Origin of the sequence: Actinomadura nitritigenes, from assembly GCF_017573545.1 — a bacterium.
Taxonomy (GTDB): Bacteria; Actinomycetota; Actinomycetes; order Streptosporangiales; family Streptosporangiaceae; genus Spirillospora; species Spirillospora nitritigenes.
Window position 1 is genome coordinate 141,375 of the sequence record NZ_JAGEOK010000023.1, and the last position, 22,213, is coordinate 163,587.

The following is a 22,213-nucleotide window of genomic DNA, read 5'->3' on the forward strand; positions in this document are numbered from 1 at the left end:
GGCGCGCCCGCCGCCATGGCAAACATCGACAAAGTGGTATTGACCAGTCGTCATAACGAAACGTAGCGTGTGCGACGACAGGATCGGCTCCCTGGAAGGGTGAAGGCGTGCGAACTGGCGGCGAGGGCCGTAACGGGAACACGAAGCGGCAGACGGTCCGCCGCGAGCTGCTCGCCATGCTGGAGGGTCTGGAGCCCGGCGACGCGCTGCCGTCCGAACGGCGGCTGGTCGACGAGCTCGGCGTCTCCCGGCCCACGTTACGGCAGGCCGTGGACGGCCTCGTCGCCGAAGGGCTGCTCGAACGGCGGCACGGAAGCGGCACCTACGTGGCCGAACCGCGGATCGCGGTGCCGCTCACCATGACCTCCTTCACCGAGGACATGATCCGCCGGGGGATGAAGCCGGGCGGCCGCGTGCTGTCGTTCCGCACGGAGACCGCGGGGGCGCGGATCGGCAGGCGGCTGGACCTCCCTCCGACCGAAGAGGTCTTGACCATTCGGCGGCTGCGGCTGGCGGACGGCGCCACGATGGCCATCGAGACGCTCCACCTGCCCCGGGCGCTCATGCCCGGGCTGCGCAGGGACGTCCTGGAGGGTCGGTCGTTCTACGACCTGCTGCGCGGCGCCGGCATCGTGATCGCGTCGGGCACCGAGACGATCGAGCCGACCGTCACCACCCCGGAGGAGGCCGCCGAGCTGGGCGTCCCTGTGCACACGCCGGCGTTCCTGTTCGAGCGGGTGACGCGGGACGAGGACGGCCGGCCGCTGGAGTACGTCCGGTCGGTCTACCGGGGCGACCGGTATCGCCTCGAACTCGACCTCCGCCCGCCGTCCCACTGACCGCTTCCCCGGTACGCGTCCAGCACGCGTCCGGGGCACGACCGTCCATCAGCGCTGGCCGGGGGGCCGCAGCGCACGAACCACCCTGAGAAGTGAGGCGACTTCACCATGGGCGTCATCAAGGACATCCTCACGTTCCTGGCGAACAACGTCTTCGGCCAGGTCCCGATCCTGATCGGGCTCATCACGCTCGCCGGGCTGATCCTGCAGGGCAAGCGGGCGGAGGACGTCGTCGCGGGCGCGCTGCGCGCCACGATCGGCGTGGTGATCCTGTTCATCGGCGTCGACGTGTTCACCGGCGGGCTCGCCAGCTTCCAGACGGTGCTGGCGAGCGCGATGGGCACGACGCCGCCGCACGCCGACCACTCGCTCACCGACTTCCTGTCGAAGCAGGGCGGCACGATCGCGCTGGTGATCACGGTGGCGTTCCTCGCGCACGTGCTGATCGTGCGGCTCTTCCCCGCCGCGCGGTACCTGTACCTGACCGGCCACCTGATGTTCTGGATCAGCACGGTGACGGTGGCGTCGCTCGTGACGATCGCGCCCGGCGCGAACCAGCTCACGCTGGTGCTGTGCGGGGCCGGGTTCGTCGCCGCGTACTGGACGCTGCAGCCGCTGTGGATGCGGCCGCTCATGCGCCGCGTGATGCCCGACGACCGGTTCGGGTACGCGCACACCAGCTCGCTGGCCTGCCTCATCACCGGTTACGCCGCCCGGCCGCTCGGCAGCCGAGAGAAGCACGACACCGAGAGGCTGACGCTGCCCCGGCAGCTGTCGTTCTTCAAGGACGTCACCATCAGCACCGCGCTGATCATCTCGGTGATCATGCTGCTGGGGGTCGCGTTCGCCGACCACGGCGTGGTGGCCGGGGCCGCCGCCGAGATGGACGACAAGCTGTCCCCGTGGGTGTGGGGACTGCTGGTCGGGCTGCGGTTCGCGGGCGGCATCGCGATCCTGCTGTACGGGGTCCGGATGTTCCTCGGCGAGATCGTCCCGGCGTTCAAGGGCTTCAGCGACCGGGTCATCCCCGGCACCCGGCCCGCGCTGGACGCGCCGACCGTCTTCCCCGTCGCGCCGACCGCGGTCATGCTCGGGTTCGTGACGTCCACGGTGGTGTTCCTGGCCTGCCTCGCGGTCTCCGCGGCGGCCGGCTGGTTCACTCTCGCCCCGCCCATGATCATGCTGTTCTTCGTCGGCGGCGCGGCGGGGCTGTTCGGCAACGTGGCGGCGGGCTGGCGCGGCGCCGTCCTCGGCGGCGTGGTCTCCGGCCTGATCCTGGCGGTCGGCCAGGGCTTCACCTGGGGGCTGTACGAGCGGACGGCGCCGGAGCTGTCCACCCTCGCCGACCCCGACTGGTACGCGATCGGATGGCTGCTGAAGGCGGCGGACCCGGTCATCGACGCGGGGACGGTCTGGCTGGTGCCGGCCGTCGCGCTCGCCGCGACCGTGGTCACCCTGGTCCTGCTCGGCCGCGCGGACAGGCGCCGCGCCACCGCCGAGGGCGAGCCCGCGGCCGCCGGCACGGCCGCCGCCGAGGCGTGAACGACTCACAACGGAGGGAACCGACATGGCACTGGACAGGCGGCTGGAGGTCCTCGCGGTATGCGGGGTCGGCATGGGCTCCAGCCTGATGCTGAAGATGACCGCCGAGGACGCGCTGAGCTCGCTCGGCGTGGACGCCCGGGTGGAGAACACCGACGTGTCGTCCGCGCGGGGCATGTCCCCGGACGTGGTGATCGGGCAGGGCATGCACACCGGCGAGATCGCCGACCTCGCGCCGGTCGTCATCACGATCAGCGACTTCCTGGACAAGGACGGCCTCGCCGCGCAGCTGAAGGAGCGGCTGACCGGGCAGGGGTGGCTGCCGTGACCGTCATCGCCGCGAACGACGACGTCGCTGCGCGGGACTGGCGGGAGGCCGTCCGGGAGGCCGCGTCCGCGCTGGTCTCCGCGGGCGCCGCGGGCGAGGGCTATCCGGCGGCGTGCGAGCGGGTGGTCGAGGAGAACGGCCCGTACATCGTGCTGACGAAGGGCCTCGCGCTCGTCCACGCCCGGCCCGAGGACGGCGGGCTGGCCGTCGGCGTCGGCGTGACCCGGCTGGCCGCGCCGGTGGAGTTCGGGCATCCCGACAACGACCCGGTCGACCTCCTACTCGCGTTCTGCACCCCGGACCCGGACGCGCACGTCGGCACGCTCGCCGCGCTCGCCCGGTCGCTGTCGGGCGGGCTCGCCGACCGGCTGCGCGCCGCGCCCGGCCGGGAGGAGCTGGCCGGCGCCCTCAAGGAGGCCGTGCCCGATGCCTGACGCCGCCCGGCAGCGGCTCCCCGGCCGGGTGCGGGCCCTGCTCGACGACCTCGACGCCGCCTCCGGCGAGGCGATCGGCGCAGCGGCGGCGCTGCTGCTCGACGCGGTCCAGGCGGGCGGGATCGTGCACGTCGCCGGGGCCGGGCACTCGCTGGTGATGGTGTGCGAGACGTTCTACCGGGCCGGCGGGCTCGCCGCGGTCCGCCCGATCTGGGCGCCGGACGTGCTCCCGCTGGACGACGCCGTGCGCAGCACCCGCGCCGAGCGGCGCGCCGGCGTCGGCCGCGCCGTCGTCAGGGAGGCCGCGCCCGCCCCGCCGGACGTCGCGGTGGTGTTCTCCACCAGCGGCCGCAACCCGTACCCGGTGGAGATCGCCGAGGAGTGCGCGGCCCGGAACGTCCCGGTGGTCGCGGTGACCTCGGCCCGCGCCGCGAGCGGCGCCGCCGCCCGGGCCGCGACGACGCTCGCCGACCACGCCGCGATCGTGGTGGACACCCGGGTGCCGCCCGGCGACGTCCTGCATCCGCCGGACGCGCCGCGGACCGCCGCGGTCTCCACGATCCTCGCCGCGTACGCCTGGTCGCGGGTCCTCGCCGACCTCGACGACCTCGCCGCCGCGCGCGGCGTGGAGCCGCCCCGGTGGACGAGCGCGAACGTGCCGGGCGGCGACGAGCGGAACACCGCGCTCATCGAGCGCTACCGGCACCGCGTCCCCGAGCTGGCCGGAGGCGAGTGACCGGCCAAGGCTGACCGGCCAAGGCTGACCGGCCAGAGGTGACCGGCGCCGGCCGCTCCCGCCGGCCGGCCGTTCCAGCCCGCGGGGAAACCGTTCTAGCCCGCGAGGAGGCCGGCGCGGTCGGGGACGGTGCGGGGCAGCTCCCGCAGCCAGGACGCCGCGTCGTCCGGCCACCAGCGGCCGGGCGACAGCCGGCCCAGCTCCGCGGCGACCCGCGACGGGACGGAGGGCGCCGGGACGACGCGGGCGGGCGCGGCGCCGGCCAGGACGCCAAGCCACCAGTGCCGCGCGGTCTCGGGCATCTCCTCGGGGTCGAGGACGATGTAGTAGTCGGGGAGCTGCGCCCTGCCCGAGCGCAGCGCCGCGAGGGCCTCCTCGACGGCGACCTCCAGCGGGCCGGGGGCGGACGCCCCGTCGAAGAACGCGGTCCAGGCGTCCCGGACGGCGGCGAGCGGGTCGTCGTCGTGCACCACGTAGGTGCCGGCGGCGCGGCCCACCAGCGCGGCGAACTCGGCGGGCGGGACGTCGCCGCGGACCAGGGCGCGGACGTTGTGCAGCCCGCCCAGCCCGGCGACCACGTCGCCGGCCCGCTCCCCCGCCACGACGACCACGGTGCTGCTCGATCGGCGCATGCCCGGAGTCTATGATGCGGGCGTATCGGACCAGTTCGGCCCGAGGGGGACGACCCCTCGCGCCCCGTCCGACTTCGTCGGGGATCAGAGGAGTGAGATGACCACCAGGCCGACCGAGGACGACCTGCTCGCCGTGTTCACGAGGGCGGACCTCGGCAAGGACGAGCGGCTCGACCTGATGGAGTTCACGCTCGTCCTGGAGCACCTCGGGCTGTCGTGGACACGCGCGGAGACGCAGGACAGGTTCGAGAAGGCCGACGCCAACCTCGACGGGTTCATCTCCTACGCCGAGTACCGGGCGATCCTCGAGGAGCAGGGCTGGGCCTGACCTCGGACGCGACGGAACGGAACGGGCCCGCCGGCCGCACCGGCGGGCCCGTTCCGTTCGCTCCGGTCAGACCCGGCGTCCGCGCAGCTCGCGGTACCTGCGGACGAGCGCGGCGGTGGAGGGGTCGGGCGCCTGCGCCGGCGGCTCCTCCGAGGTGAGCGCGGGCGCGAGGTCCTGCGCCATCACCTTGCCGAGCTCGACGCCCCACTGGTCGAAGGAGTCGATGCCCCAGATCGTCCCCTCGACGAACACGATGTGCTCGTAGAGGGCGACCAGCTCGCCGAGCGTCTTCGGGGTCAGCTTCGGGACCAGGATCGTGCTGGTCGGCCGGTTGCCCGGCATCACCTTGTGCGGCACGACCGCGGCGGGCGTCCCCTCGGCGGCGATCTCGTCGGCGGTCTTGCCGAACGCCAGCGCGGACGTCTGCGCGAGCAGGTTCGCGGTGAGCAGGTCGTGCATGCCGGCCCGGTCCTCGAACGGCTCGGCGAACCCGATGAAGTCGGCCGGGACCAGCCGGGTGCCCTGGTGCAGCAGCTGGTAGAAGGCGTGCTGGCCGTTGGTGCCGGGCTCGCCCCAGAAGATCGCGCCGGTCTGCGCCACGACCGGCGCGCCGTCGGCCCGCACCGACTTGCCGTTGGACTCCATCGTCAGCTGCTGCAGGTAGGCGGGGAAGCGCGACAGCCGCTGGCTGTAGGGCAGCACGGCGCGGGTCTGCGCGCCGAAGAAGTCGGTGTACCAGACCCCGAGCAGGCCCATCAGCACCGGCATGTTCGCCTCGAACGGCGCGGTGCGGAAGTGCTCGTCGATCGCGCGGAACCCGGCCAGCATCTCCCGGAAGCCCTCGCCGCCGATCGCGATCATCAGCGACAGGCCGATGGCGCCGTCGAAGGAGTAGCGGCCGCCGACCCAGTCCCAGAAGCCGAACATGTTGTCGGTGTCGATGCCGAAGTCCGCGACCCGCTCGGCGTTGGTCGACACCGCGACGAAGTGCCGGGAGACGGCCTTGTCGTCGCCGAGGGCGTCGATCAGCCACTGCCGCGCCACCTTGGCGTTCGTCAGGGTCTCCAGCGTGCCGAACGTCTTGGAGCTGATGACGAACAGCGTCCGCTCGGCGTCGAGTCCGGCGAGCTTGCCGAGGATGTCGGCCGGGTCGATGTTGGAGACGAACCGGCAGGAGATCCCCGCGTCCACGTAGTCGTGCAGCGCCTCGTAGGCCATCGCGGGGCCGAGGTCGGAGCCGCCGATACCGATGTTGACGACCGTGGTGATCCGCTTTCCGGTGAACCCCGTCCACTCCCCCGACCGGACCCGTTCCGCGAACCGGGACATCTTGTCCAGGACGGCGTGCACGTCGGCGGCGACGTCCTGCCCGTCCACCGTCAGCGCCTCCCCCGGCGGCAGCCGCAGCGCGGTGTGCAGGACGGCGCGGTCCTCGCTGACGTTGATGTGCTCCCCGGAGAACATCGCCGCGATCCGGTCGCGCAGCCCCGCCCGCTCCGCCAGCGCCACCAGCAGCCGCAGCGTCTCGTCGGTCGCCCGGTGCTTGGAGTAGTCCAGGCAGAGGTCCCCGGCGGTCACGGTCATGCGCTCGACGCGCCCCGGGTCCTCGGCGAACAGCTCCCGCAGGTTCCGGCCCGCGAGCGCCGCCTGGTGCTCGGCCAGCGCCGTCCACTCGGGCGACTCGGTGATATCAGCCATTGCCTCTCTCATCTCCTCGGCGGGGCCGGGCGGGCGCCGACGGCCCCCGGGCGCTCCGCCGCCCCCCACGGCGATCATAGGTCGGCGGCGCGCGGCGCTCGCAACGCTCTCCCCGACCGGGGAGTGTTCCCACCCGGACGACCGGTCGGTCCGGCCGCGCGGATAGGGTCGGCGCCGTACGCGGCCGGACGGGTTCCGGAAGGTTCACGGGAGGGTTCATGGGCGGCGTCCCGCGGGACATGGCGCGGCTGTTCGAGCTGACGGCGCTGGGCGGCGACGTCTTCGTGGCGGACTCCCCGTCGGTGGGGCGGCCGCGGCTGTTCGGCGGGCAGGTCGCCGGGCAGGCGCTGCGGGCCGCCTGCCGCACCGCGGACGGGCGCCCCCCGCACTCGCTCCACGCCTATTTCATCCGGCCGGGCGCCCCCGAGGAGCCGCTGCGGTTCGAGGTGGCCCGCACCCGCGACGGGCGGTCCTTCTCCACCCGGCACGTCACCGCGAGCCAGGGCGGCAAGCCGATCCTGGAGCTGATCGCCTCGTTCCACGAGCCGGAGGACGGGTTCGACTGGCAGCCGCCCGGCCCGTCCGGGACGCCGGAGCCCGAGGGGCTGCCGGAGCCGACGCTGCCCGGGTTCTTCAAGCACCCGATCGGGTTCGAGATCCGCGTGGTGAACCCGCCGGGCGAGGGCGAGTTCCCCATGCCGCACCCGTTCTGGATCCGGGCGGACCGGCCGGTCGGCGACGACCCCGCGCTGCACGCGTGCCTGCTGGCCTACCTGTCCGACATGGGGGTGGTGAGCAGCGCCCGCGCGCCGGGCTCGCCGAAGCGGCTCGTCACCGCCGTCACCCTGGACCACGCGATGTGGTTCCACCGGGCGCCGCGCGTGGACCAGTGGCTGCTCTACTCGGTGGAGCCGGTGACCAACCACGGGGCGCGGGGACTCGCGCGCGGAACGCTCCACACGGCGGACGGCACGCTCGTCGCGTCCATCGCCCAGGAGGCGCTCCTGAGGCCCGCCACCGGCTGAGCCACGTCGCCCCCGCGCGCCGTGCGCGCGGGGGCGACGTGATCCCGGGATCGTCAGGCCTTGGCGGCGACCAGCGCCGGCGCCGGCGCGACCGCCGGAGCCGGCGTGGTCGCGGCGGCCGTGCCGGTGCGGCGCACGCGGGCGAAGCCGTAGGCGGCGGCGGACGCGACGGCCAGGCAGACGACGCCGGCCAGCATGAGCGCGGCGCGGGGGCCGAGGGTGTCGCTGAGCGCGCCGAGCGCCGGGCCGCCCACCGCGCCGGACGCGGCGCCGACCATGCCCTGCGCGGCGATGACGCGGCCCCGCAGGTGGCCGGGGCTGTCCAGCTGGACGCGGGTGGCGACGGTGGTGTCCAGGACGACGGCACCGGCCGCGATCGGCAGCATCGCGGCGCCGAACAGCGCCAGGTTAGGCGCGAAGCCGCTGAGGAGCTGGCCCGCGGAGCAGATCGTCGCCGTGATCAGCAGCAGCCGGAGCGGGAGCCGGGTGCGGGACGCGGCGTACACGCCGCCGAGGACGGTCCCGACGGCGAAGAGCACCGACAGGGCGCCGTAGCCGGCGGCGCCGGCGTGCAGCGGCCCCTGGCTCATCGCCGCCATCGTCACCTGGTAGTTGCGGCCGAGGCTGCCGAGCGCGAAGGCGAGCCCGAACATGATCAGCAGCCGGGGGTTGCCGAGGACGTACCGGAACCCGGCGACGATGCCGCGCTCGCCCGGCTCGGCGGGCGGCAGCACGTGCAGTTCCCGTGTGCGCATCAGCCCGATCGCGAGCAGCACCCCGAGGAAGCTCACCGCGTTGGCCGCGAACGCGCCGGGCACGCCCGCCAGCGGGATGATCACGCCGGCGAGGCTCATGCCGAGGATCCGGCCGCCGGAGCTCAGCACCGAGCCGAGCGCCAGGCCGTTGGACAGGTCCTCGGGTCCGACGACCTCGGCGCCGAACCGGCCGAGCGCGGGCGAGGTCATCGCGGTGACCATGCCGGACGCCAGCGAGATCGCGTACAGGCCGCCGGTGCCGGACGGGTCGCCGGCGGCGATCACCGCGAGCACCGTGGACAGCGCCGCCTGGGCGATCTGGCCGGCCGCCACGACGTACCGGGCGGGGAGGCGGTCGGCGATCACCCCGCCCCACGGGCCGAGCAGCATGGTCGGCAGGGCCTGCAGGACCAGGCCCAGCCCGACGCTGGTGGCCGAGTGGGTGATGGACAGGATGAGCCAGTTCATCGCCAGGACCTGCATCCACGTCCCGGTGATCGAGACGAAGTCCGCGGTGGCCCAGAGCCGGTAGTTGTGATGGCGCATCGAGCGCAGCATCACCGGGATCGCCAAGGTCCTCTCCCCTTCAAAGGCAGCTTCAAAGGGGGTTAAACGCCACCGGTTCCGTGGAACGTTCCGGTCAAGGGAAGTGCGTGAGCCATGTCACGTTTGACCAGGTCAGCCTCGGGCAGCGGCGAACCGGCCCGGAGCCCCCGCCACCCCGGGGATCCCGCGCGGCGCGGCCGTCCGCCCCCGTGTTTCCTGGGAGGGCGCACGGGCACGTCCCCGATGAACAGGCGGACACCCAGGGAGCATCCGGACATGACGACGATCGCCACCACCAATCCCGCGACCGGGGACGTGGAGAAGACCTTCGACGCGCTGACCGACGAGGAGATCGACCGGCGCATCGGGCGGGCCGCCGAGACGTTCGCCGCGTACCGCACGACCGACCTCGGGCGGCGCGCGGAGTGGATGAACGCCGCCGCCCGCATCCTGGACGACGAGGCCGAGCAGATCGGCGCGATGCTCACCACCGAGATGGGCAAGACGCTCAAGGCCGCGATCGGGGAGGCGCGCAAGTGCGCGAAGGCGTGCCGGTACTACGCCGCGCACGCCGCGGAGTTCCTCGCCGACCGGCCGGCCGACCGCGAGGCGGTGGGGGCCCGGGACGCCTACGTCCGCTACCAGCCGCTCGGGCCCGTGCTGGCGGTGATGCCGTGGAACTTCCCGCTCTGGCAGGTGATCCGCTTCGCCGCGCCGGGGCTGATGGCGGGCAACGTGGGCCTGCTGAAGCACTCCTCGAACGTCCCGCAGACCGCGCTGTTCCTGGAGGACCTGTTCCGCCGCGCCGGGTTCCCCGAGGGCGCGTTCCAGACGCTGCTGATCGGCTCGGCGAAGGTCGAGCGGGTGCTGCGCGACCCGCGGGTCAAGGCGGCCACCCTGACCGGCAGCGAACCGGCGGGGCGGTCCGTCGCCGCGATCGCCGGGGACGAGGTCAAGCCGACGGTGCTGGAGCTCGGCGGCAGCGACCCGTTCGTCGTGATGCCGTCGGCCGACCTCGCCGCGGCCGCGGAGGCGGCGGCCACGTCCCGCTGCCTGAACAACGGGCAGAGCTGCATCTCCGCCAAGCGGTTCATCGTCGACCGCGGCTGCGCCGACGAGTTCGAGCGCCTGTTCGTGGCGAACATGCGGGCGCTGAAGGTCGGCGACCCGATGGACGAGGACACCGACGTCGGCCCGCTGGTCAGCGAGCAGGGCCGCGCCGACGTCGAGGAGCTGGTCGCCGACGCGGTGGGCAAGGGCGCGACGGTGCTGTGCGGCGGCGAGCGCCCGGACCGTCCCGGCTGGTACTACCCGCCGACGGTGATCGGCGACGTGACGCGGGACATGCGGATGTTCCACGAGGAGGTCTTCGGGCCCGTGGCGTCCCTGTTCCGGGTGGACGGCGCGGAGGAGGCCGTCGAGCTGGCCAACGCCACCGGGTTCGGCCTCGGGTCCAACGCCTGGACGCGGGACGCGGGCGAGCGGGAGCTGTTCGCCCGCGAGCTGGACGCGGGCCAGGTCTTCGTCAACGGGATGACCACGTCCTACCCCGAGTTGCCGTTCGGCGGCGTCAAGCGGTCCGGGTACGGGCGCGAGCTGTCCGCCCAGGGCATGCACGCGTTCTGCAACGTCAAGACCGTGTGGGCGGCCTGAGCGCCGACGGCTCCGATCGGCGGCGGCCTTGATCGTCAACGGCTAGGCTGGGCGTGGAGGTGGCGCGATGACGCGGATCGAGCAGGGCGCGGTCGTGGTCCGGGGCGACGAGGCCGAGACGATCGGGGACGTGCCGGCGGCGGTGCGGCTGCTCGCCGACTCCAGCAGCACCGGCGGCGCGCTCAGCACGCAGCGGGTGACGCTGGCCGCCGGCGGGAACGGGGCGACGCCCCACTACCACGCCGGGTCCACCGAGCTGTTCTACATGCTGGGCGGCACCGCGCAGATCCTCGCCGGGGAGCAGGTGCTGGAGGCCGGCGAGGGCGACCTCGTGGTGGTGCCCCCGAGGATGGCGCACGCGTTCGCCGCCAAGCCCGGCAGCACCGCCGACCTGCTGATCGTGATCACGCCGGGCGTCGAGCGGTTCGACTACTTCCGGCTGCTCGGCCGGCTCGGGAAGGGCGAGGCGACGCTGGACGAACTGCTGGAGTCGCAGGAGCGGTTCGACAACCACTTCCTCGACAGCCCCGAATGGACCGAGGCCCGGTCCTGACCTAGGGGACGACCCGGAACGTCGTGCGGGCGGGGGCGCCCCCGGCGTCGGCGGAGAAGGTGTGCGCGCCGGGCGGCAGCGGGCCCGCGACGAACTCGTGGCCCTGGTTCACCGCATAGTTGAAGGTGCCCATGCGGTCGACGACCGGGCCGGGGCGCTCGCCGCGACCGTCGAGGCTCACCTGGATGCGCTCCCCCGGTCGCCAGCCCGCCCCGTGCACCACGAAGACCGTCGCGCCGTCGCCCTGCGACTGGTTGACGACGATCCGCGGGTTCCCGGTGGGGCGGTCACCGGCGCCGCCCAGCGGGACCGGCGGTTCCGCCGGCCTCCCGGCGGGCGGCCGTCCCGCGCCCGGGGACGTCCCGGCGGAGCCGCCGCCCGACCAGAACGTCCGGGCCAGCAGCGCGCCGACGCCGATCAGCACGATCGCGGCCACCGAGGCGACCGTGTTGCGGGGCTCGCGGAAGAACGTCCGCGCCGACGAGGCCGACGACCGGCCGTCCCGCGCGCCTCCGATGACCACCGGCGGACGCTCCCGCGCCGGCACGGAGTCCTCCGCGCCCGGCGCGGCGCTCTCCTGCCCCGGTTCGGCGACCGGGAGCCGCGGCCCCGCCGCGTAGTCCCTGACCAGGCCCAGCGCCGTGCCGGACAGGCCGGGCTCGGCACGCCCGTGGCGCAGGTACTCCGCCACCGACGCCAGCACGTCGCCGGCCGACGGCCGCCGTCCGGGGTCGCGGGCCAGGCAGCCGCGCACCAGCGTCTCCAGTTCCACGGCGAGCCCGGAGAGGTCCGGTGGCAGGGTGGCGAGCCGCGCCATCAGCTCCAGCGCGCCCTCGCCCCGGTAGGGGCCGTGCCCGGTCGCCGCGTACAGCAGGGTCGCGCCCAGCGCGTAGACGTCGCTCGCGGCCGTCACCACCCGCGACCCCTGCGCCTGCTCGGGCGCCATGAACGCGGGGGTGCCGATCGCGACGCGGCTGAGCGTCATCCGGGCCCGCTCCCGCGCGTGCGCCAGGCCGAAGTCGATCACCCGCGGCCCGTCCGCGCACACCAGCACGTTGGACGGCTTGAGATCGCGGTGGACGAGGCCCGCCGCGTGGATCGACTCGAGCGCCTCCGCGCATCCGCCCGCCAGCCACCGCACCGCCGCGACGGGCAGCGGCCCCGCCTCCGCGACCAGCAGCTCCAGCGACGGCGCCGGGACGTACGCCGTCGCGAGCCAGGGCACCTCGGCGTCGGGGTCGGCGTTCACGACCGACGCGGTGTAGACCCCGCTGACCCGGCGCGCCGCCGCGGCCTCGTGCGCGAAACGGGTGCGGAAGTCGGTCTCGCGGGCCAGCTCGGCCCGGATGGTCTTGACTGCGACGAGCCGTCCCGCCGCGGAGCGGCCCAGGTAGACGCGGCCCATGGAGCCCGACCCGAGCCTGCCGAGGAGCGTGTACGGCCCCGTGGCGACGGGGTCGCCCGCCTCCAGGGGGCCGAGCGGCGCGTCGCGCCTGACCATGTCGCCTCCCCCGGTCGCCTGCCTCACATGGTGCACAACGCGGGGGGCCGGCGGCCGCCGCGGGCGCGAAGCGTCCGATGGCGGCCAGGCGACCGGCCCGCGCGGTGCGCGGGCCGGGGCGAGTGAGGGCGGGTCAGGCGCTCTTGTGGGCCTCCGCCTCGCGCCGCACCTCGTCCATGTCGAGGGCGCGGGCCTGCGAGATGAGGTCCTCCAGGGCCTCCTCGGGCAGCGCGCCCGGCTGGGAGTACAGCACCACCCGGTCACGGACGACCATCAGCGTCGGGATCGAGCTGATCTGGAAGGCCGCCGCGAGGTCCTGCTCGGGCTCGGTGTCGACCTTGGCGAACACCACGTCCGGGTGCTTCTCCGACACCCGCTCGTAGACGGGGGCGAACTGGCGGCACGGCCCGCACCAGGACGCCCAGAAGTCGACCAGCACCATGCCGTCGCCGCCCACGGTCTCGTCGAACGTCTCGCGCGTCAGGGCCTTCGTAGCCATCACCGTTCTCCTCTCAGGGTCCTTACTGCTACGGCAACACCGGCCCGGGCGGCGCGATTCCCCGCGGCCCCGCGGGTGCCGCGCGACGGGCGATTACGCCCGTACGGGCGGGTCAGGGCGCCGTGTAAGCGAGACGAAATCGGCGTTCATTACCGTCCGGAACGAGGCTCATCCCGTCCTGGAAGGCGGCTCATGTCGGGTACGAGAGTCCTTGTCAGAGCGAGTGACGCCGGGATCGCCGCGACGGGGCGGCCGGGCGGCGCCCGGGAGGGTGCGGCGGCGCGGTCCGCCGTCCGCTTCGAGGTGCTCGGGTCGCTGCGGGTGCGCGGCGCGGCCGGGCCCGTGCGGCTCGGCACCCCGAAGACACGCGGGCTGCTGGCGGCGCTGCTGTGCGGCGCGAACCGGCCCGTCGCGCTGGAGACGCTGGTCGACGCCCTGTGGGGCGAGGAGCCCCCGAAGTCGGCCACGAAGAACGTCCAGTCGTACGTGCACCGGCTGCGCCGCGCTCTCGGCGACCCGGACCGGATCGTGCGGACGGGGCCGGGCTACCTGCTGCGGGTGCGGCCCGGCGAGCTGGACGCGCACGCCTTCGAGCGGCTCGTCCGGGAGGGCGGCGCGGCGGCCCGGCGGGGCGACGACGCCCGCGCGGAGCGGCTGCTGCGCGACGCGGCGGCCGCCTGGCGCGGCGAGGACGCGTACGCGGGCGTGCCGGACGTGCCGCTGGTGCGGGCCGAGGCACGGCGCCTCGCTGAGGCACGGCTCGCGGCGCTGCGCGACCGGATCGACGCGGAGCTGCGGCTCGGCCGGCACGCGGCGCTCGTGCCGGAGCTGTCCGCGCTGACGGCGCGGCACCCGCTGCGCGAGGAGCTGTGGGCGCGGCTGATGACGGCGCTGTACCGGTCGGGACGGCAGGCGGACGCGCTGCGCGCCTTCGGCGACGCGCGGCGGGCCCTCGCCGAGGAGGCCGGGCTGGATCCCGGCCCGGGACTACGGGACCTGCAGCGGGCGATCCTCGCGGGCGACCCGGCGCTCGCGCCGCCGGTGCGTCCGGCGGAGGTCCTCGAGCGGTTCATCCGGGCGCTGGACGCCGACCTGCCGGCGGAGGACGCCGAGCGGGCCGCGCTGTGCCACAGCATCCTCGCCGGGCGTCGGCTCATCGCCGCCCTCGACGACGCGGCCGGCGAGCTGCTGCGCGCCCTCGGCTCCCGCTGACGGAGCGCCGGTCCCCGGCCCGGGGACCGGCGCTCCGGCCGCTCCGCTCAGTGGACGGTCTGCGGGACCTTCCACGGGTTGTCGTCGCGCAGCGGCGGCGGCAGCAGCTCCTGCGGCCACCCCTGGAAGGCGACGGGCCGCAGGAACCGCTCGATCGCGGCCGTGCCGACCGACGTGGTGGCGGGCGCGGTCGTGGCGGGGTACGGCCCGCCGTGCTCCATCGCGTAGCTGACGGCGACGCCCGTGGGCCACTGGTTCCACAGCACGCGCCCGCTGCGGTCCGCGAGGACGCCGGTGAGCGCGGCGAGGTCGCCGGTCTCGTCCTGCTCGGCGTGCAGCGACGTGGTGAGCTGGCCGGGCAGCGCCGCGACGGCGTCCGCGACGTCGGCGAGGTCGTCGTAGGTGACGACGAGGCCGAGCGGGCCGAAGCACTCCTGCCCGGCGGCGTCGGCGTCGGCGCGGAACGCCTCGAGGTCCATGGCGAGCAGGCGCGGGGCGGTGGACGCCCCGTCCTCGGGCCAGACGACGCGGCGGACGCCGGGGCGGCCGCCGAGCGCGTCGGAGACCGCCAGGAAGCCGGCCTCGATGCGGTCGTTCAGCATCGGCGCGGCGGCGACGCCGCGCAGCCGCTCGGCGATCTCCTCCACCAGCGCCTCGGGCGCGAACAGCAGGCCGGGGTTGGTGCAGAACTGCCCGGCGCCCAGGGTGAGGGACGCGGCGTAGCCCTGCGCGATCTCGTCGGCCCGCGTCTCGGCGGCGCGCGGCGTCACCACGGTCGGGTTGACGCTGCCGAGCTCGCCGAAGAACGGGATCGGGGTGGGCCGCTCCGCCGCGATCCTCGCGAGCGCGAGGCCGCCCTTCTCCGAGCCGGTGAACGCGGCGGCGGCGATGCCGGGGTGCCGCAGCGCCTCGACGCCCTCCGCCTCGCCCTCGATCAGGCCGAACACGCCGTCCGGCAGCCCGGCGCCGGCGATGATCTCGGCGGTGCGGCGCGACAGCCGGGGGTGGCCGGGGTGCGCCTTGAGCACGACGGGGCAGCCGGCGGCGAGCGCGGAGGCGGTGTCGCCGCCCGCGACGCTGAACGCGAACGGGAAGTTGCTCGCGGCGAACACCAGCACCGGGCCGAGCGCCGTCCGGTAGCGGCGCAGGTCGGGCCGGGGCCCGCTCGGCCACTGCGGGTCGGGCCGGTCGATGCGGGCGTCGTAGAACGCGCCCTCCCTGACCTGGTCGGCGAACAGCCTCAGCTGGAACGTGGTGCGGGTGAGCTCGCCGTTCAGCCGGGTCTCGCCGAGGTGGCTCTCCTCGTCGGCGAGGGCGACCAGCTCGGCGCGGGCGGCCTCCAGGGCGTCCGCGATCGCGGTCAGGCCCTCGGCGCGCTCCTGGGGCGGGGCCGCGGCCCATCCGGCCGCGGCGGACACGGCGGCGGCGACGGCCTGGTCCGGTGTCATGAGGTGCTCCCTTCGTCCCCGGCGTGCGGGGTGGTGCGGACGGTCCCCGGTCCCCGATTCTCCACCGAGTTCCGGTACCCGTAGAACGCGTAGACGATCAGGCCCAGCAGCATCCAGACCACGAACCGGACCCAGGTGACCCAGTCGAGGTTGGCGATCAGCCAGATCGAGAAGCCGATGCCGACCAGCGGCACCAGCGGCACCCAGGGAGTGCGGAACGAGCGCGGCAGGTCCGGCCGGGTCCGGCGCATCACCATGATCGCGACGGCGACCACGATGAACGCCATCAGGATGCCGATGTTGGTGAGGTCGGCGGCCTCCTTGATCGGCAGGAACCCGGCGATGACGGCCGAGCCGATCCCGACGAGCCAGATGACGCGATCGGGCACCTGCCGCTTCGGGTGGTTCCTCGCGAAGTAGGCGGGCAGCAGCCCGTCCCGGCTCATCGAGAACCAGACGCGGGTGACGGCGAGCATGTTCGCCAGCGCGGAGGTGGTGATGCCGATGACGGCGCCGACCGCGACGACCGTGCCGAGGCCCGCGAGGCCGACGGAGGCGAGCGCGCTGGAGAACGGGCTCTTGACGTCGATGTGCCGGTAGTCCTGCATGCCCAGCAGGACGATGCAGACGAGCAGGTAGATGACGGCCGCGATGGCGAGCGAGATGACGATCGCCTTCGGCAGCACCTTCTTGGCCTCGGCGCTCTCCTCGGCCGCGGCGCTCATCGCGTCGTAGCCGTAGACGGCGAAGAACGTGGTGGCGGCGCCGGAGATCGCGCCGCCGATGCCGAACGGCAGGAACGGGCTGAAGTTGCCGCCGGAGATGTGGAACGCTCCCGCGATCACGACCAGGGCGACGATGCCGAGCTTCACGACGACGAGGATCGTCTCGAACCGCGCCGACTCCCTCGTCCCGCGCGACAGCACGAACGCCAGCAGCAGGCACAGCAGCGCGGCGAACAGGTCGACCTTGTGGCCGGAGCCGGTGCCGGGCGCGCCGAGCGCCCAGTGCGGCAGGTCGAGGCCGGCCTGGTCGAGGATGTAGGACAGGTAGCCGGAGATCGCGATGGCGACGACCGCGACGATCGCGGTGTACTCCAGCAGCAGGTCCCAGCCGATCGCCCAGCCGATCGCCTCGCCGAGCGCGGCGTAGGAGTAGGTGTAGGCGGAGCCGGCCTTCGGGATGAGGCCGGCGAACTCGGCGTAGCAGAGCGCGGCGGCGCTGCTGGCGACGATCGCGATGAGGAACGAGATCATCACGCCGGGGCCGGCGTCGTCGTGCGCGACGACGCCGGCGAGCGAGAACACGCCCGCGCCGACGAGCCCGCCGAGGCTGAGCGCGACGAGCTGCCACAGGCCCATGGTGCGGCGCAGGCCGCCGGCGGTCTCCTCCTCCGACGAGTCGACCGGCTTCAGGCGGAAGATTCCCGCTCGGGTGAACAGCCCGCGTGCGGCCGGATCGGCCGACGGGGGCGTTTTCGGCATGGCTTGGGACATGACGGTCCCTCCCGGATGGGTCAGGGGTTACCAAGGGGTGGGTCGTGCGGCGGCCGGCCGGCTCGGCCGGCCGCCGTGAAGAGCCCGGACGGGGGCCGCGGCCCCGGAACGGGAGAGGCCGATCGGCCTAGAGGACGAAGCCCTCGGGGAAGGGATCGGCGGGGTCGAGCAGGTAGGTGGCGTTGCCGGTGATCCAGGCGCGGCCGGTGAACTCGGGGATCACCGCGGGCAGGCCGCCGGCCTCGGCGGTGCCGACGAGCCGGCCGGTGAACCGGGTGCCGATGAACGACTCGTTCACGAACTCGGTGTGCAGCGGCAGCTCGCCGCGCGCGTGCAGCTGCGCCATCCGGGCGGACGTGCCGGTGCCGCACGGCGACCGGTCGAACCAGCCGGGGTGGATCGCCATGGCGTTCCGCGAGCGCTTCGCGTCCGAGCCGGGCGCGAGGAACTGCACGTGCTTGCAGCCGCCGATCAGCGGGTCGCCGGGGTGCACCGGGCGGTCGGCGTCGTTGATCGCCGCCATGATCGCCAGTCCGGCCTCGAGGATGTCGTCCTTGCGGGCCCGGTCGAACGGCAGCCCGAGCCGCTCCAGCTCGGTGATGGCGTAGAAGTTGCCGCCGTACGCCATGTCGTAGCGGACCTCGCCGAGGCCCGGCACGTCGACCGCGGCGTCCTGGCGCAGCGCGAACGCCGGGACGTTGCGGAGCGTGACGTTCTCGGCGACGCCGTCGCGGACCGCCACGCGGGCCTCGACGAGCCCGGCCGGGGTGTCCAGCCGGACGATCGTCTCCGGCTCGGTCACCTCGACCATCCCGGTCTCGACCAGCACGGTCGCGACCCCGATGGTGCCGTGCCCGCACATCGGCAGGAACCCGCTGACCTCGATGTACACGACGCCCCAGTCGGCGTCCGGCCGGGTCGGCGGCTGGAGCAGCGCGCCGCTCATCGCGGGGTGGCCGCGCGGCTCGTCCATCAGGAACCGGCGCAGCCCGTCGAGGTGCTCGACGGCGTGCCGGCGGCGCTCGGCCATCGTGGCGCCCGGGATGGGCGCGACGCCGCCGGTGACGACGCGGGTCGGCATGCCCTCGGTGTGCGAGTCGACCGCGGTGATCGACCGGACCGAGCGCATCAGGCGGCCTGCCGCTGCGCGAGGGCCTCGATGGCGCGGGCCATGTCGGCGGTGACGCCGGCGCGGTGCTCGCCGGTCAGCGGGCCGCGCGGCGGGCGGCACGGGCCGCCGTACCGGCCGACCTGCTCCATGCCGAGCTTGATCGCCTGGACGAACTCGGTGCGCGAGTCCCAGCGGAAGGCCGCGACGAGCGGCTCGTACAGCGCGCGGGCCTCCTCCAGCCTCCCGGTGGTGGCCAGCTCGTACAGCAGCGCGGACTCGGCCGGGAAGACGTTCGGGAAGCCCGCGAACCAGCCGGTGGCGCCCATCAGCAGCGCTTCGAGGGTGACGTCGTCGGCGCCGGCGACGACCTCCAGGCCGGGGGCCTTCTCCTTGATCTCCAGGACGCGGCGGACGTCGCCGGAGAACTCCTTGACCGCGACGATGCCGTCGATCTGCGCGATCTCGGCGAGCAGGTCGGGGGTGAGGTCGACCTTGGTGTCGATCGGGTTGTTGTAGACCATGACGGGCAGCCCGACGGACGCGACCGCCTCGTAGTGGGCGATGACCTCGCCGCGGTTGGCCCGGTACATCGTCGGCGGGAGGCACAGAACGCCGTGCGCGCCGTCCTCGGCGGCGAGCTCGGCCCAGTGCCTGGCCTGGTGGGAGCCGGGGCCGTGCACGCCCACCACGACGACGCCGTCCTCGCCGACGGCCTCGACGGCGGTGCGGGCGACGCGGCGGCGCTCCTCGTCGGTCAGCGAGGAGTACTCGCCGAGGGAGCCGTTCGGTCCGACGCCGCGGCAGCCGTTGTCGACGAGCCAGCGGCAGTGCTCGGCGTACTTGCCGTAGTCGACGGCGAGCCCGGCGGGAGCGGTGGCGTCCTCGTAGTAGGGCAGCGCCGTCGCAACGATGACGCCGCCGAGGCTCAGGAGCTTGGTGTCGCTCATCGGGCGCTCTCTTTCTTGTCGGGGTTCGGTGTGTTCTCGGTCGGGGGACTTGCGAGTTCGCCGAGCCGGATGGGCTGGGCGATGGGCCGGTGGTGGGGGTTCGCCCCGGGCACCGTGTCGGAGAGCAGTTCGGCGACCGTGGGGCCGCAGACGCGGGCCTGGCAGGGTCCGAGCCCGGCGCGGGTGCCGAGCTTGACCGCGCGGGCGGACCCGCTCGCCTTCTCGCCGGCCGCGCGGCACAGGGAGCCGTAGGTGGTCTCCTCGCAGCGGCAGACGACGGTCTCGTCCCGCAGCCAGCCGGGCCAGGCCGCGCCGATCGGATGGGCGGCGGCGAGCCGGGCGGCGAACGCGCGGGCCCGGTCGCGGCGGCGGCGCAGCGCGCCGGCCTCGCGGGCGCCGGGGTCCCCTCCCCCGGCGATCCAGCCGGCGAGCAGGCCCTCGGTGCGGGCGGCGGGCGCCCCGCCGATGCCGGTGATCTCGCCGGCCGCGTAGACGCCGGGCGCGGTGGTGCGCTGGTCGGCGTCCACCTCGGCGAAGGCGCCGCCGGGCGTGCGGGTGAGGGCGCAGCCGGCCGCGACGGGCAGTTCGAGCTGCGGCGTGAAGCCGTGGGTGACGCACAGCGCGTCCACCGGGACGGTGCGCTCGGTGCCGGGGACGGCCGACCAGTCGGGACGCAGCCGCGCCGTGACCGCCTCTTCGACGCGCCCGTCGCCCCGGGCCTCGATCACGGCGCGGCCCGTCCGGTACGGGACGCGGTGCCGGGCCAGCAGCCCCGCGTACTCGGCGAGCTCCCCGGCCTTGCCGGCCTGCGAGGCCAGCTCCCAGGGGCGGCGGCCCCAGCCGCGCGCGACGGTCGCGGCGGGGTTGGCCTCCAGCACCTCCAGGACGGTGGCGCCGGCCTCGATCAGCGACGCGGCGACCGGGAGAAGGAACGGTCCAGAACCGGCGATCAGGACGGGGTCGCCGACGACCAGGCGCTCCCCCTTGGCGAGCGCCTGCGCGGCGCCGGCGGTGTACACGCCGGGCAGCTCCCATCCCGGGAACGGCAGGACGCGGTCGTGGGCGCCGGGCGCGAGGACCAGCGCGTCCGGGCGCAGGACGCGGCGTTCGCGTCCTGCGGTGTCGGCCTCGCCGCGCAGCACGTGGACGGTCGGCGTGCCCTCGTCGAGCCGTTCGATCGACCAGACGGTGCTCTCCTGCCACCAGTCGCAGCGCGGATGCCCGAGGACGTGGTCGCGGAGCCGCTCGAAGCCGCGCCAGCCGTGGTGCAGGCGTCCGGGGTGCGCGGCGGCGAACGCGTCGGGGAGCATCCGGTGGTACTGGCCGCCGGGGTGCTCGGACGCGTCGATCAGCGTGACGTCCGCGCCGGCGCGCAGGGCGCCCGCCGCCGCGCCGAGCCCGGCGGGCCCGGCGCCGACGACCACGACACGGCGGCTCATCGGGCGTCCTCCGCCCGGGACTGGGTCGCGACGGCGTCGCCGTCGTGCGCGCGGCGGCGGCAGGCCCGCACGTCGCGGACGCCGTTGACGGTGACGAGGCAGTCGAAGCAGGCGCCGATCCCGCAGAACACGCCGCGCGGGGCGCCGGACGGCCCCGACCGCCAGGTGCGGCGCCCGGAGACGAGCAGCACGCCGGCGATCGTCTGCCCGGCGACGCCGTCGACGGGCTCGCCGTCCACGGTGATCCGCAGCGGGACGTCGGGGCGGCGCCCGGCCGCGTCCCCGGCCGCGGGCACGAGTCTCGCGCTCACAGGTTCTCTCCTTCGGACTGGACGGCGGGCCGGTCGGCGCGGAACGGCGCGGCGTCGATCGCGGGCTCGCGGCCGAGCATCAGGTCGCGCAGCACGGCGGCGGTCCCGGCGGACAGCCCGATCCCGGCGCCCTCGTGCCCGGTGGCGTGCCAGAGGCCGTCGAGCCCGGGGTCGGCGCCGATGACCGGCAGATGGTCGGGGACGAACGGGCGGAACCCGCCGTAGGCCCGGATCACCGGCACGCCGGCCAGCGCCGGGAACAGCCGGAGCGCCTTGGCGGCGATGACCGACAGCACCTCGGGGCGGATCCGGTCGTCGAACCCGACGCGGCGGCGCGAGGAGCCGAGCAGGATCGTGCCGCCGCGGGTCGCCTCGACGACCGCGGACGCCTGGAGGTCCTCGGCGGCGCTGCCGACGGCGCCCACGTAGTCGGCGTCGTAGACCTTGTGGAAGACGGTCGGCGGCATCGGCGCGGTCACCAGCACCTCGCCGCGCCGGGGCCGGACGCCGAGCCGGACGCCGAGCCTCCTCGCCACCTCCCCCGACCAGGGTCCGGCGGCGTTGACGACGGCGTCCCCCTCGATCGTCCCGCCGGAGGTGCGGACGCCGGTGATCCGCCCGCCGCGGCGGGCGGCGCCGAGCACCTCGCAGCCGGTGCGCAGCTCGGCGCCGGCGCGGACGGCGGCGGCCAGCAGCGCGGTCGCGGCGCCGGCGGGCTGCACCTGCGCGTCCCCGGGGTAGTGGACGGCCATCGCGACGTCGCGGGTGAGGTGGGGCTCGGCGGCGGCGAGCGCGGCGGCGTCCATCTCGTCGGCGGTGACCCCGGCCTCGCGCTGGCTCTCGGCGAACTCGGCGAGCGCGCCAGCGCCCTCGGGCGTGGTGGCGACGACGATGCCGCCCTTCGGGTCCCATTCGGCGGCTCCGGCGTTCGGGTCGCCGTCCAGGATCGCGGGCCACAGCTCGCGGGACAGCTTCGCCAGCTCCAGCTCGGGGCCGGGCCCCTTGTCGGAGACCAGGACGTTGCCCTCGCCGTGCGCGGTGGTGCCCGCGGCGGGACCGGACCGGTCGACGACCGTGACCGCGCATCCCGCGAGGGCCAGCTCGCGGGCGCAGGCGGCACCGATCATCCCGGCGCCCAGCACCACGACCCGCGTCATCGGCCCTCCCGCCGCGCCGGAAC

General features: G+C 74.9%; 22 protein-coding genes. 10 read left to right on the forward strand and 12 right to left on the reverse strand.

Features of this window, described 5'->3' with window-relative positions:
* The first annotated feature begins 107 nt into the window (after nucleotides 1-107).
* The 5 genes from J4557_RS51805 to J4557_RS31925 all read left to right on the forward strand — a co-directional run bounded on the left by J4557_RS51805 (nucleotide 108) and on the right by J4557_RS31925 (nucleotide 3,879).
* The gene (locus J4557_RS51805; protein WP_307800324.1) at nucleotides 108-839 is read left to right on the forward strand and encodes a GntR family transcriptional regulator; all 732 of its coding nucleotides are present in this window, start codon (nucleotides 108-110) and stop codon (nucleotides 837-839) included.
* A gap of 108 nt (nucleotides 840-947) precedes the next feature.
* A complete protein-coding gene (locus J4557_RS31910; RefSeq protein ID WP_208270470.1) occupies nucleotides 948-2,381 on the forward strand; it encodes a PTS ascorbate transporter subunit IIC in 1,434 nt (477 codons plus the stop codon).
* A gap of 25 nt (nucleotides 2,382-2,406) precedes the next feature.
* Complete coding sequence (locus J4557_RS31915) at nucleotides 2,407-2,709, forward strand: PTS sugar transporter subunit IIB (protein WP_208270471.1); 303 nt, start codon at nucleotides 2,407-2,409, stop codon at nucleotides 2,707-2,709.
* Nucleotides 2,706-3,143 (forward strand): PTS sugar transporter subunit IIA, encoded by a 438-nt coding sequence (locus tag J4557_RS31920; RefSeq protein ID WP_208270472.1) that lies wholly within the window; start codon nucleotides 2,706-2,708, stop codon nucleotides 3,141-3,143. Before J4557_RS31915 ends, J4557_RS31920 begins: the two co-directional genes overlap by 4 nt.
* Entirely contained in the window at nucleotides 3,136-3,879 is a 744-nt protein-coding gene (locus tag J4557_RS31925) for a sugar isomerase domain-containing protein (protein ID WP_208270474.1), read from the forward strand. Before J4557_RS31920 ends, J4557_RS31925 begins: the two co-directional genes overlap by 8 nt.
* Nucleotides 3,880-3,974: 95 nt before the next feature.
* Here the strand turns inward: J4557_RS31925 and J4557_RS31930 are convergent, their stop codons facing one another.
* Nucleotides 3,975-4,511 carry a hypothetical protein gene (locus tag J4557_RS31930; RefSeq protein ID WP_208270475.1) on the reverse strand — a complete coding sequence of 179 codons (537 nt, stop codon included), beginning with the start codon at nucleotides 4,509-4,511 and terminating at the stop codon, nucleotides 3,975-3,977.
* Nucleotides 4,512-4,608: 97 nt separating this feature from the next.
* On the opposite strand from J4557_RS31930, the gene J4557_RS31935 reads away from it, so the two are divergent.
* The gene (locus tag J4557_RS31935; protein WP_208270476.1) at nucleotides 4,609-4,839 is read left to right on the forward strand and encodes an EF-hand domain-containing protein; all 231 of its coding nucleotides are present in this window, start codon (nucleotides 4,609-4,611) and stop codon (nucleotides 4,837-4,839) included.
* A gap of 66 nt (nucleotides 4,840-4,905) precedes the next feature.
* Here J4557_RS31935 and pgi read toward each other — a convergent pair whose 3' ends face one another.
* Complete coding sequence (pgi, locus tag J4557_RS31940; RefSeq protein ID WP_208270478.1) at nucleotides 4,906-6,537, reverse strand: glucose-6-phosphate isomerase; 1,632 nt, start codon at nucleotides 6,535-6,537, stop codon at nucleotides 4,906-4,908.
* Between the two features lie 218 nt (nucleotides 6,538-6,755).
* Between pgi and J4557_RS31945 the strand changes: the two genes are divergently transcribed.
* Nucleotides 6,756-7,562 carry an acyl-CoA thioesterase gene (locus J4557_RS31945; RefSeq protein WP_208270480.1) on the forward strand — a complete coding sequence of 269 codons (807 nt, stop codon included), beginning with the start codon at nucleotides 6,756-6,758 and terminating at the stop codon, nucleotides 7,560-7,562.
* Between the two features lie 53 nt (nucleotides 7,563-7,615).
* Here J4557_RS31945 and J4557_RS31950 read toward each other — a convergent pair whose 3' ends face one another.
* Entirely contained in the window at nucleotides 7,616-8,890 is a 1,275-nt protein-coding gene (locus J4557_RS31950; RefSeq protein ID WP_208270482.1) for an MFS transporter, read from the reverse strand.
* 249 nt (nucleotides 8,891-9,139) lie between these two features.
* On the opposite strand from J4557_RS31950, the gene J4557_RS31955 reads away from it, so the two are divergent.
* Together J4557_RS31955 and J4557_RS31960 are read left to right on the forward strand one after the other, a co-directional pair.
* Entirely contained in the window at nucleotides 9,140-10,516 is a 1,377-nt protein-coding gene (locus J4557_RS31955; protein WP_208270483.1) for an NADP-dependent succinic semialdehyde dehydrogenase, read from the forward strand.
* A gap of 67 nt (nucleotides 10,517-10,583) precedes the next feature.
* Entirely contained in the window at nucleotides 10,584-11,069 is a 486-nt protein-coding gene (locus tag J4557_RS31960; RefSeq protein ID WP_190868874.1) for a cupin domain-containing protein, read from the forward strand.
* A gap of 1 nt (nucleotide 11,070) precedes the next feature.
* Here J4557_RS31960 and J4557_RS31965 read toward each other — a convergent pair whose 3' ends face one another.
* Nucleotides 11,071-12,570, reverse strand: a complete 1,500-nt coding sequence (locus J4557_RS31965; protein WP_208270485.1) for a serine/threonine-protein kinase — start codon at nucleotides 12,568-12,570, stop codon at nucleotides 11,071-11,073.
* A gap of 133 nt (nucleotides 12,571-12,703) precedes the next feature.
* Nucleotides 12,704-13,069 (reverse strand): thioredoxin, encoded by a 366-nt coding sequence (trxA, locus tag J4557_RS31970; RefSeq protein ID WP_208270487.1) that lies wholly within the window; start codon nucleotides 13,067-13,069, stop codon nucleotides 12,704-12,706.
* A gap of 192 nt (nucleotides 13,070-13,261) precedes the next feature.
* On the opposite strand from trxA, the gene J4557_RS31975 reads away from it, so the two are divergent.
* Nucleotides 13,262-14,281, forward strand: a complete 1,020-nt coding sequence (locus J4557_RS31975) for an AfsR/SARP family transcriptional regulator (protein ID WP_208270488.1) — start codon at nucleotides 13,262-13,264, stop codon at nucleotides 14,279-14,281.
* A gap of 47 nt (nucleotides 14,282-14,328) precedes the next feature.
* Here J4557_RS31975 and J4557_RS31980 read toward each other — a convergent pair whose 3' ends face one another.
* The 7 genes from J4557_RS31980 to J4557_RS32010 form a co-directional block, all read right to left on the reverse strand.
* Nucleotides 14,329-15,729 (reverse strand): aldehyde dehydrogenase (NADP(+)), encoded by a 1,401-nt coding sequence (locus J4557_RS31980; protein WP_208270489.1) that lies wholly within the window; start codon nucleotides 15,727-15,729, stop codon nucleotides 14,329-14,331.
* On the reverse strand, nucleotides 15,726-17,213 hold the full coding sequence (locus J4557_RS31985; RefSeq protein ID WP_208270490.1) for an amino acid permease: 1,488 nt from the start codon (nucleotides 17,211-17,213) through the stop codon (nucleotides 15,726-15,728). Before J4557_RS31985 ends, J4557_RS31980 begins: the two co-directional genes overlap by 4 nt.
* Nucleotides 17,214-17,352: 139 nt before the next feature.
* Nucleotides 17,353-18,354, reverse strand: a complete 1,002-nt coding sequence (locus tag J4557_RS31990; protein ID WP_208270491.1) for a proline racemase family protein — start codon at nucleotides 18,352-18,354, stop codon at nucleotides 17,353-17,355.
* Entirely contained in the window at nucleotides 18,354-19,283 is a 930-nt protein-coding gene (locus J4557_RS31995) for a dihydrodipicolinate synthase family protein (RefSeq protein ID WP_208270492.1), read from the reverse strand. Before J4557_RS31995 ends, J4557_RS31990 begins: the two co-directional genes overlap by 1 nt.
* Nucleotides 19,280-20,722 carry an FAD/NAD(P)-dependent oxidoreductase gene (locus J4557_RS32000; RefSeq protein WP_208270493.1) on the reverse strand — a complete coding sequence of 481 codons (1,443 nt, stop codon included), beginning with the start codon at nucleotides 20,720-20,722 and terminating at the stop codon, nucleotides 19,280-19,282. Before J4557_RS32000 ends, J4557_RS31995 begins: the two co-directional genes overlap by 4 nt.
* Nucleotides 20,719-21,033, reverse strand: coding sequence for a (2Fe-2S)-binding protein (locus tag J4557_RS32005; protein WP_307800325.1), 315 nt, complete (start codon nucleotides 21,031-21,033; stop codon nucleotides 20,719-20,721). Before J4557_RS32005 ends, J4557_RS32000 begins: the two co-directional genes overlap by 4 nt.
* The gene (locus J4557_RS32010; RefSeq protein ID WP_208270494.1) at nucleotides 21,030-22,190 is read right to left on the reverse strand and encodes an NAD(P)/FAD-dependent oxidoreductase; all 1,161 of its coding nucleotides are present in this window, start codon (nucleotides 22,188-22,190) and stop codon (nucleotides 21,030-21,032) included. Before J4557_RS32010 ends, J4557_RS32005 begins: the two co-directional genes overlap by 4 nt.
* Between the last annotated feature and the right edge of the window lie 23 nt (nucleotides 22,191-22,213).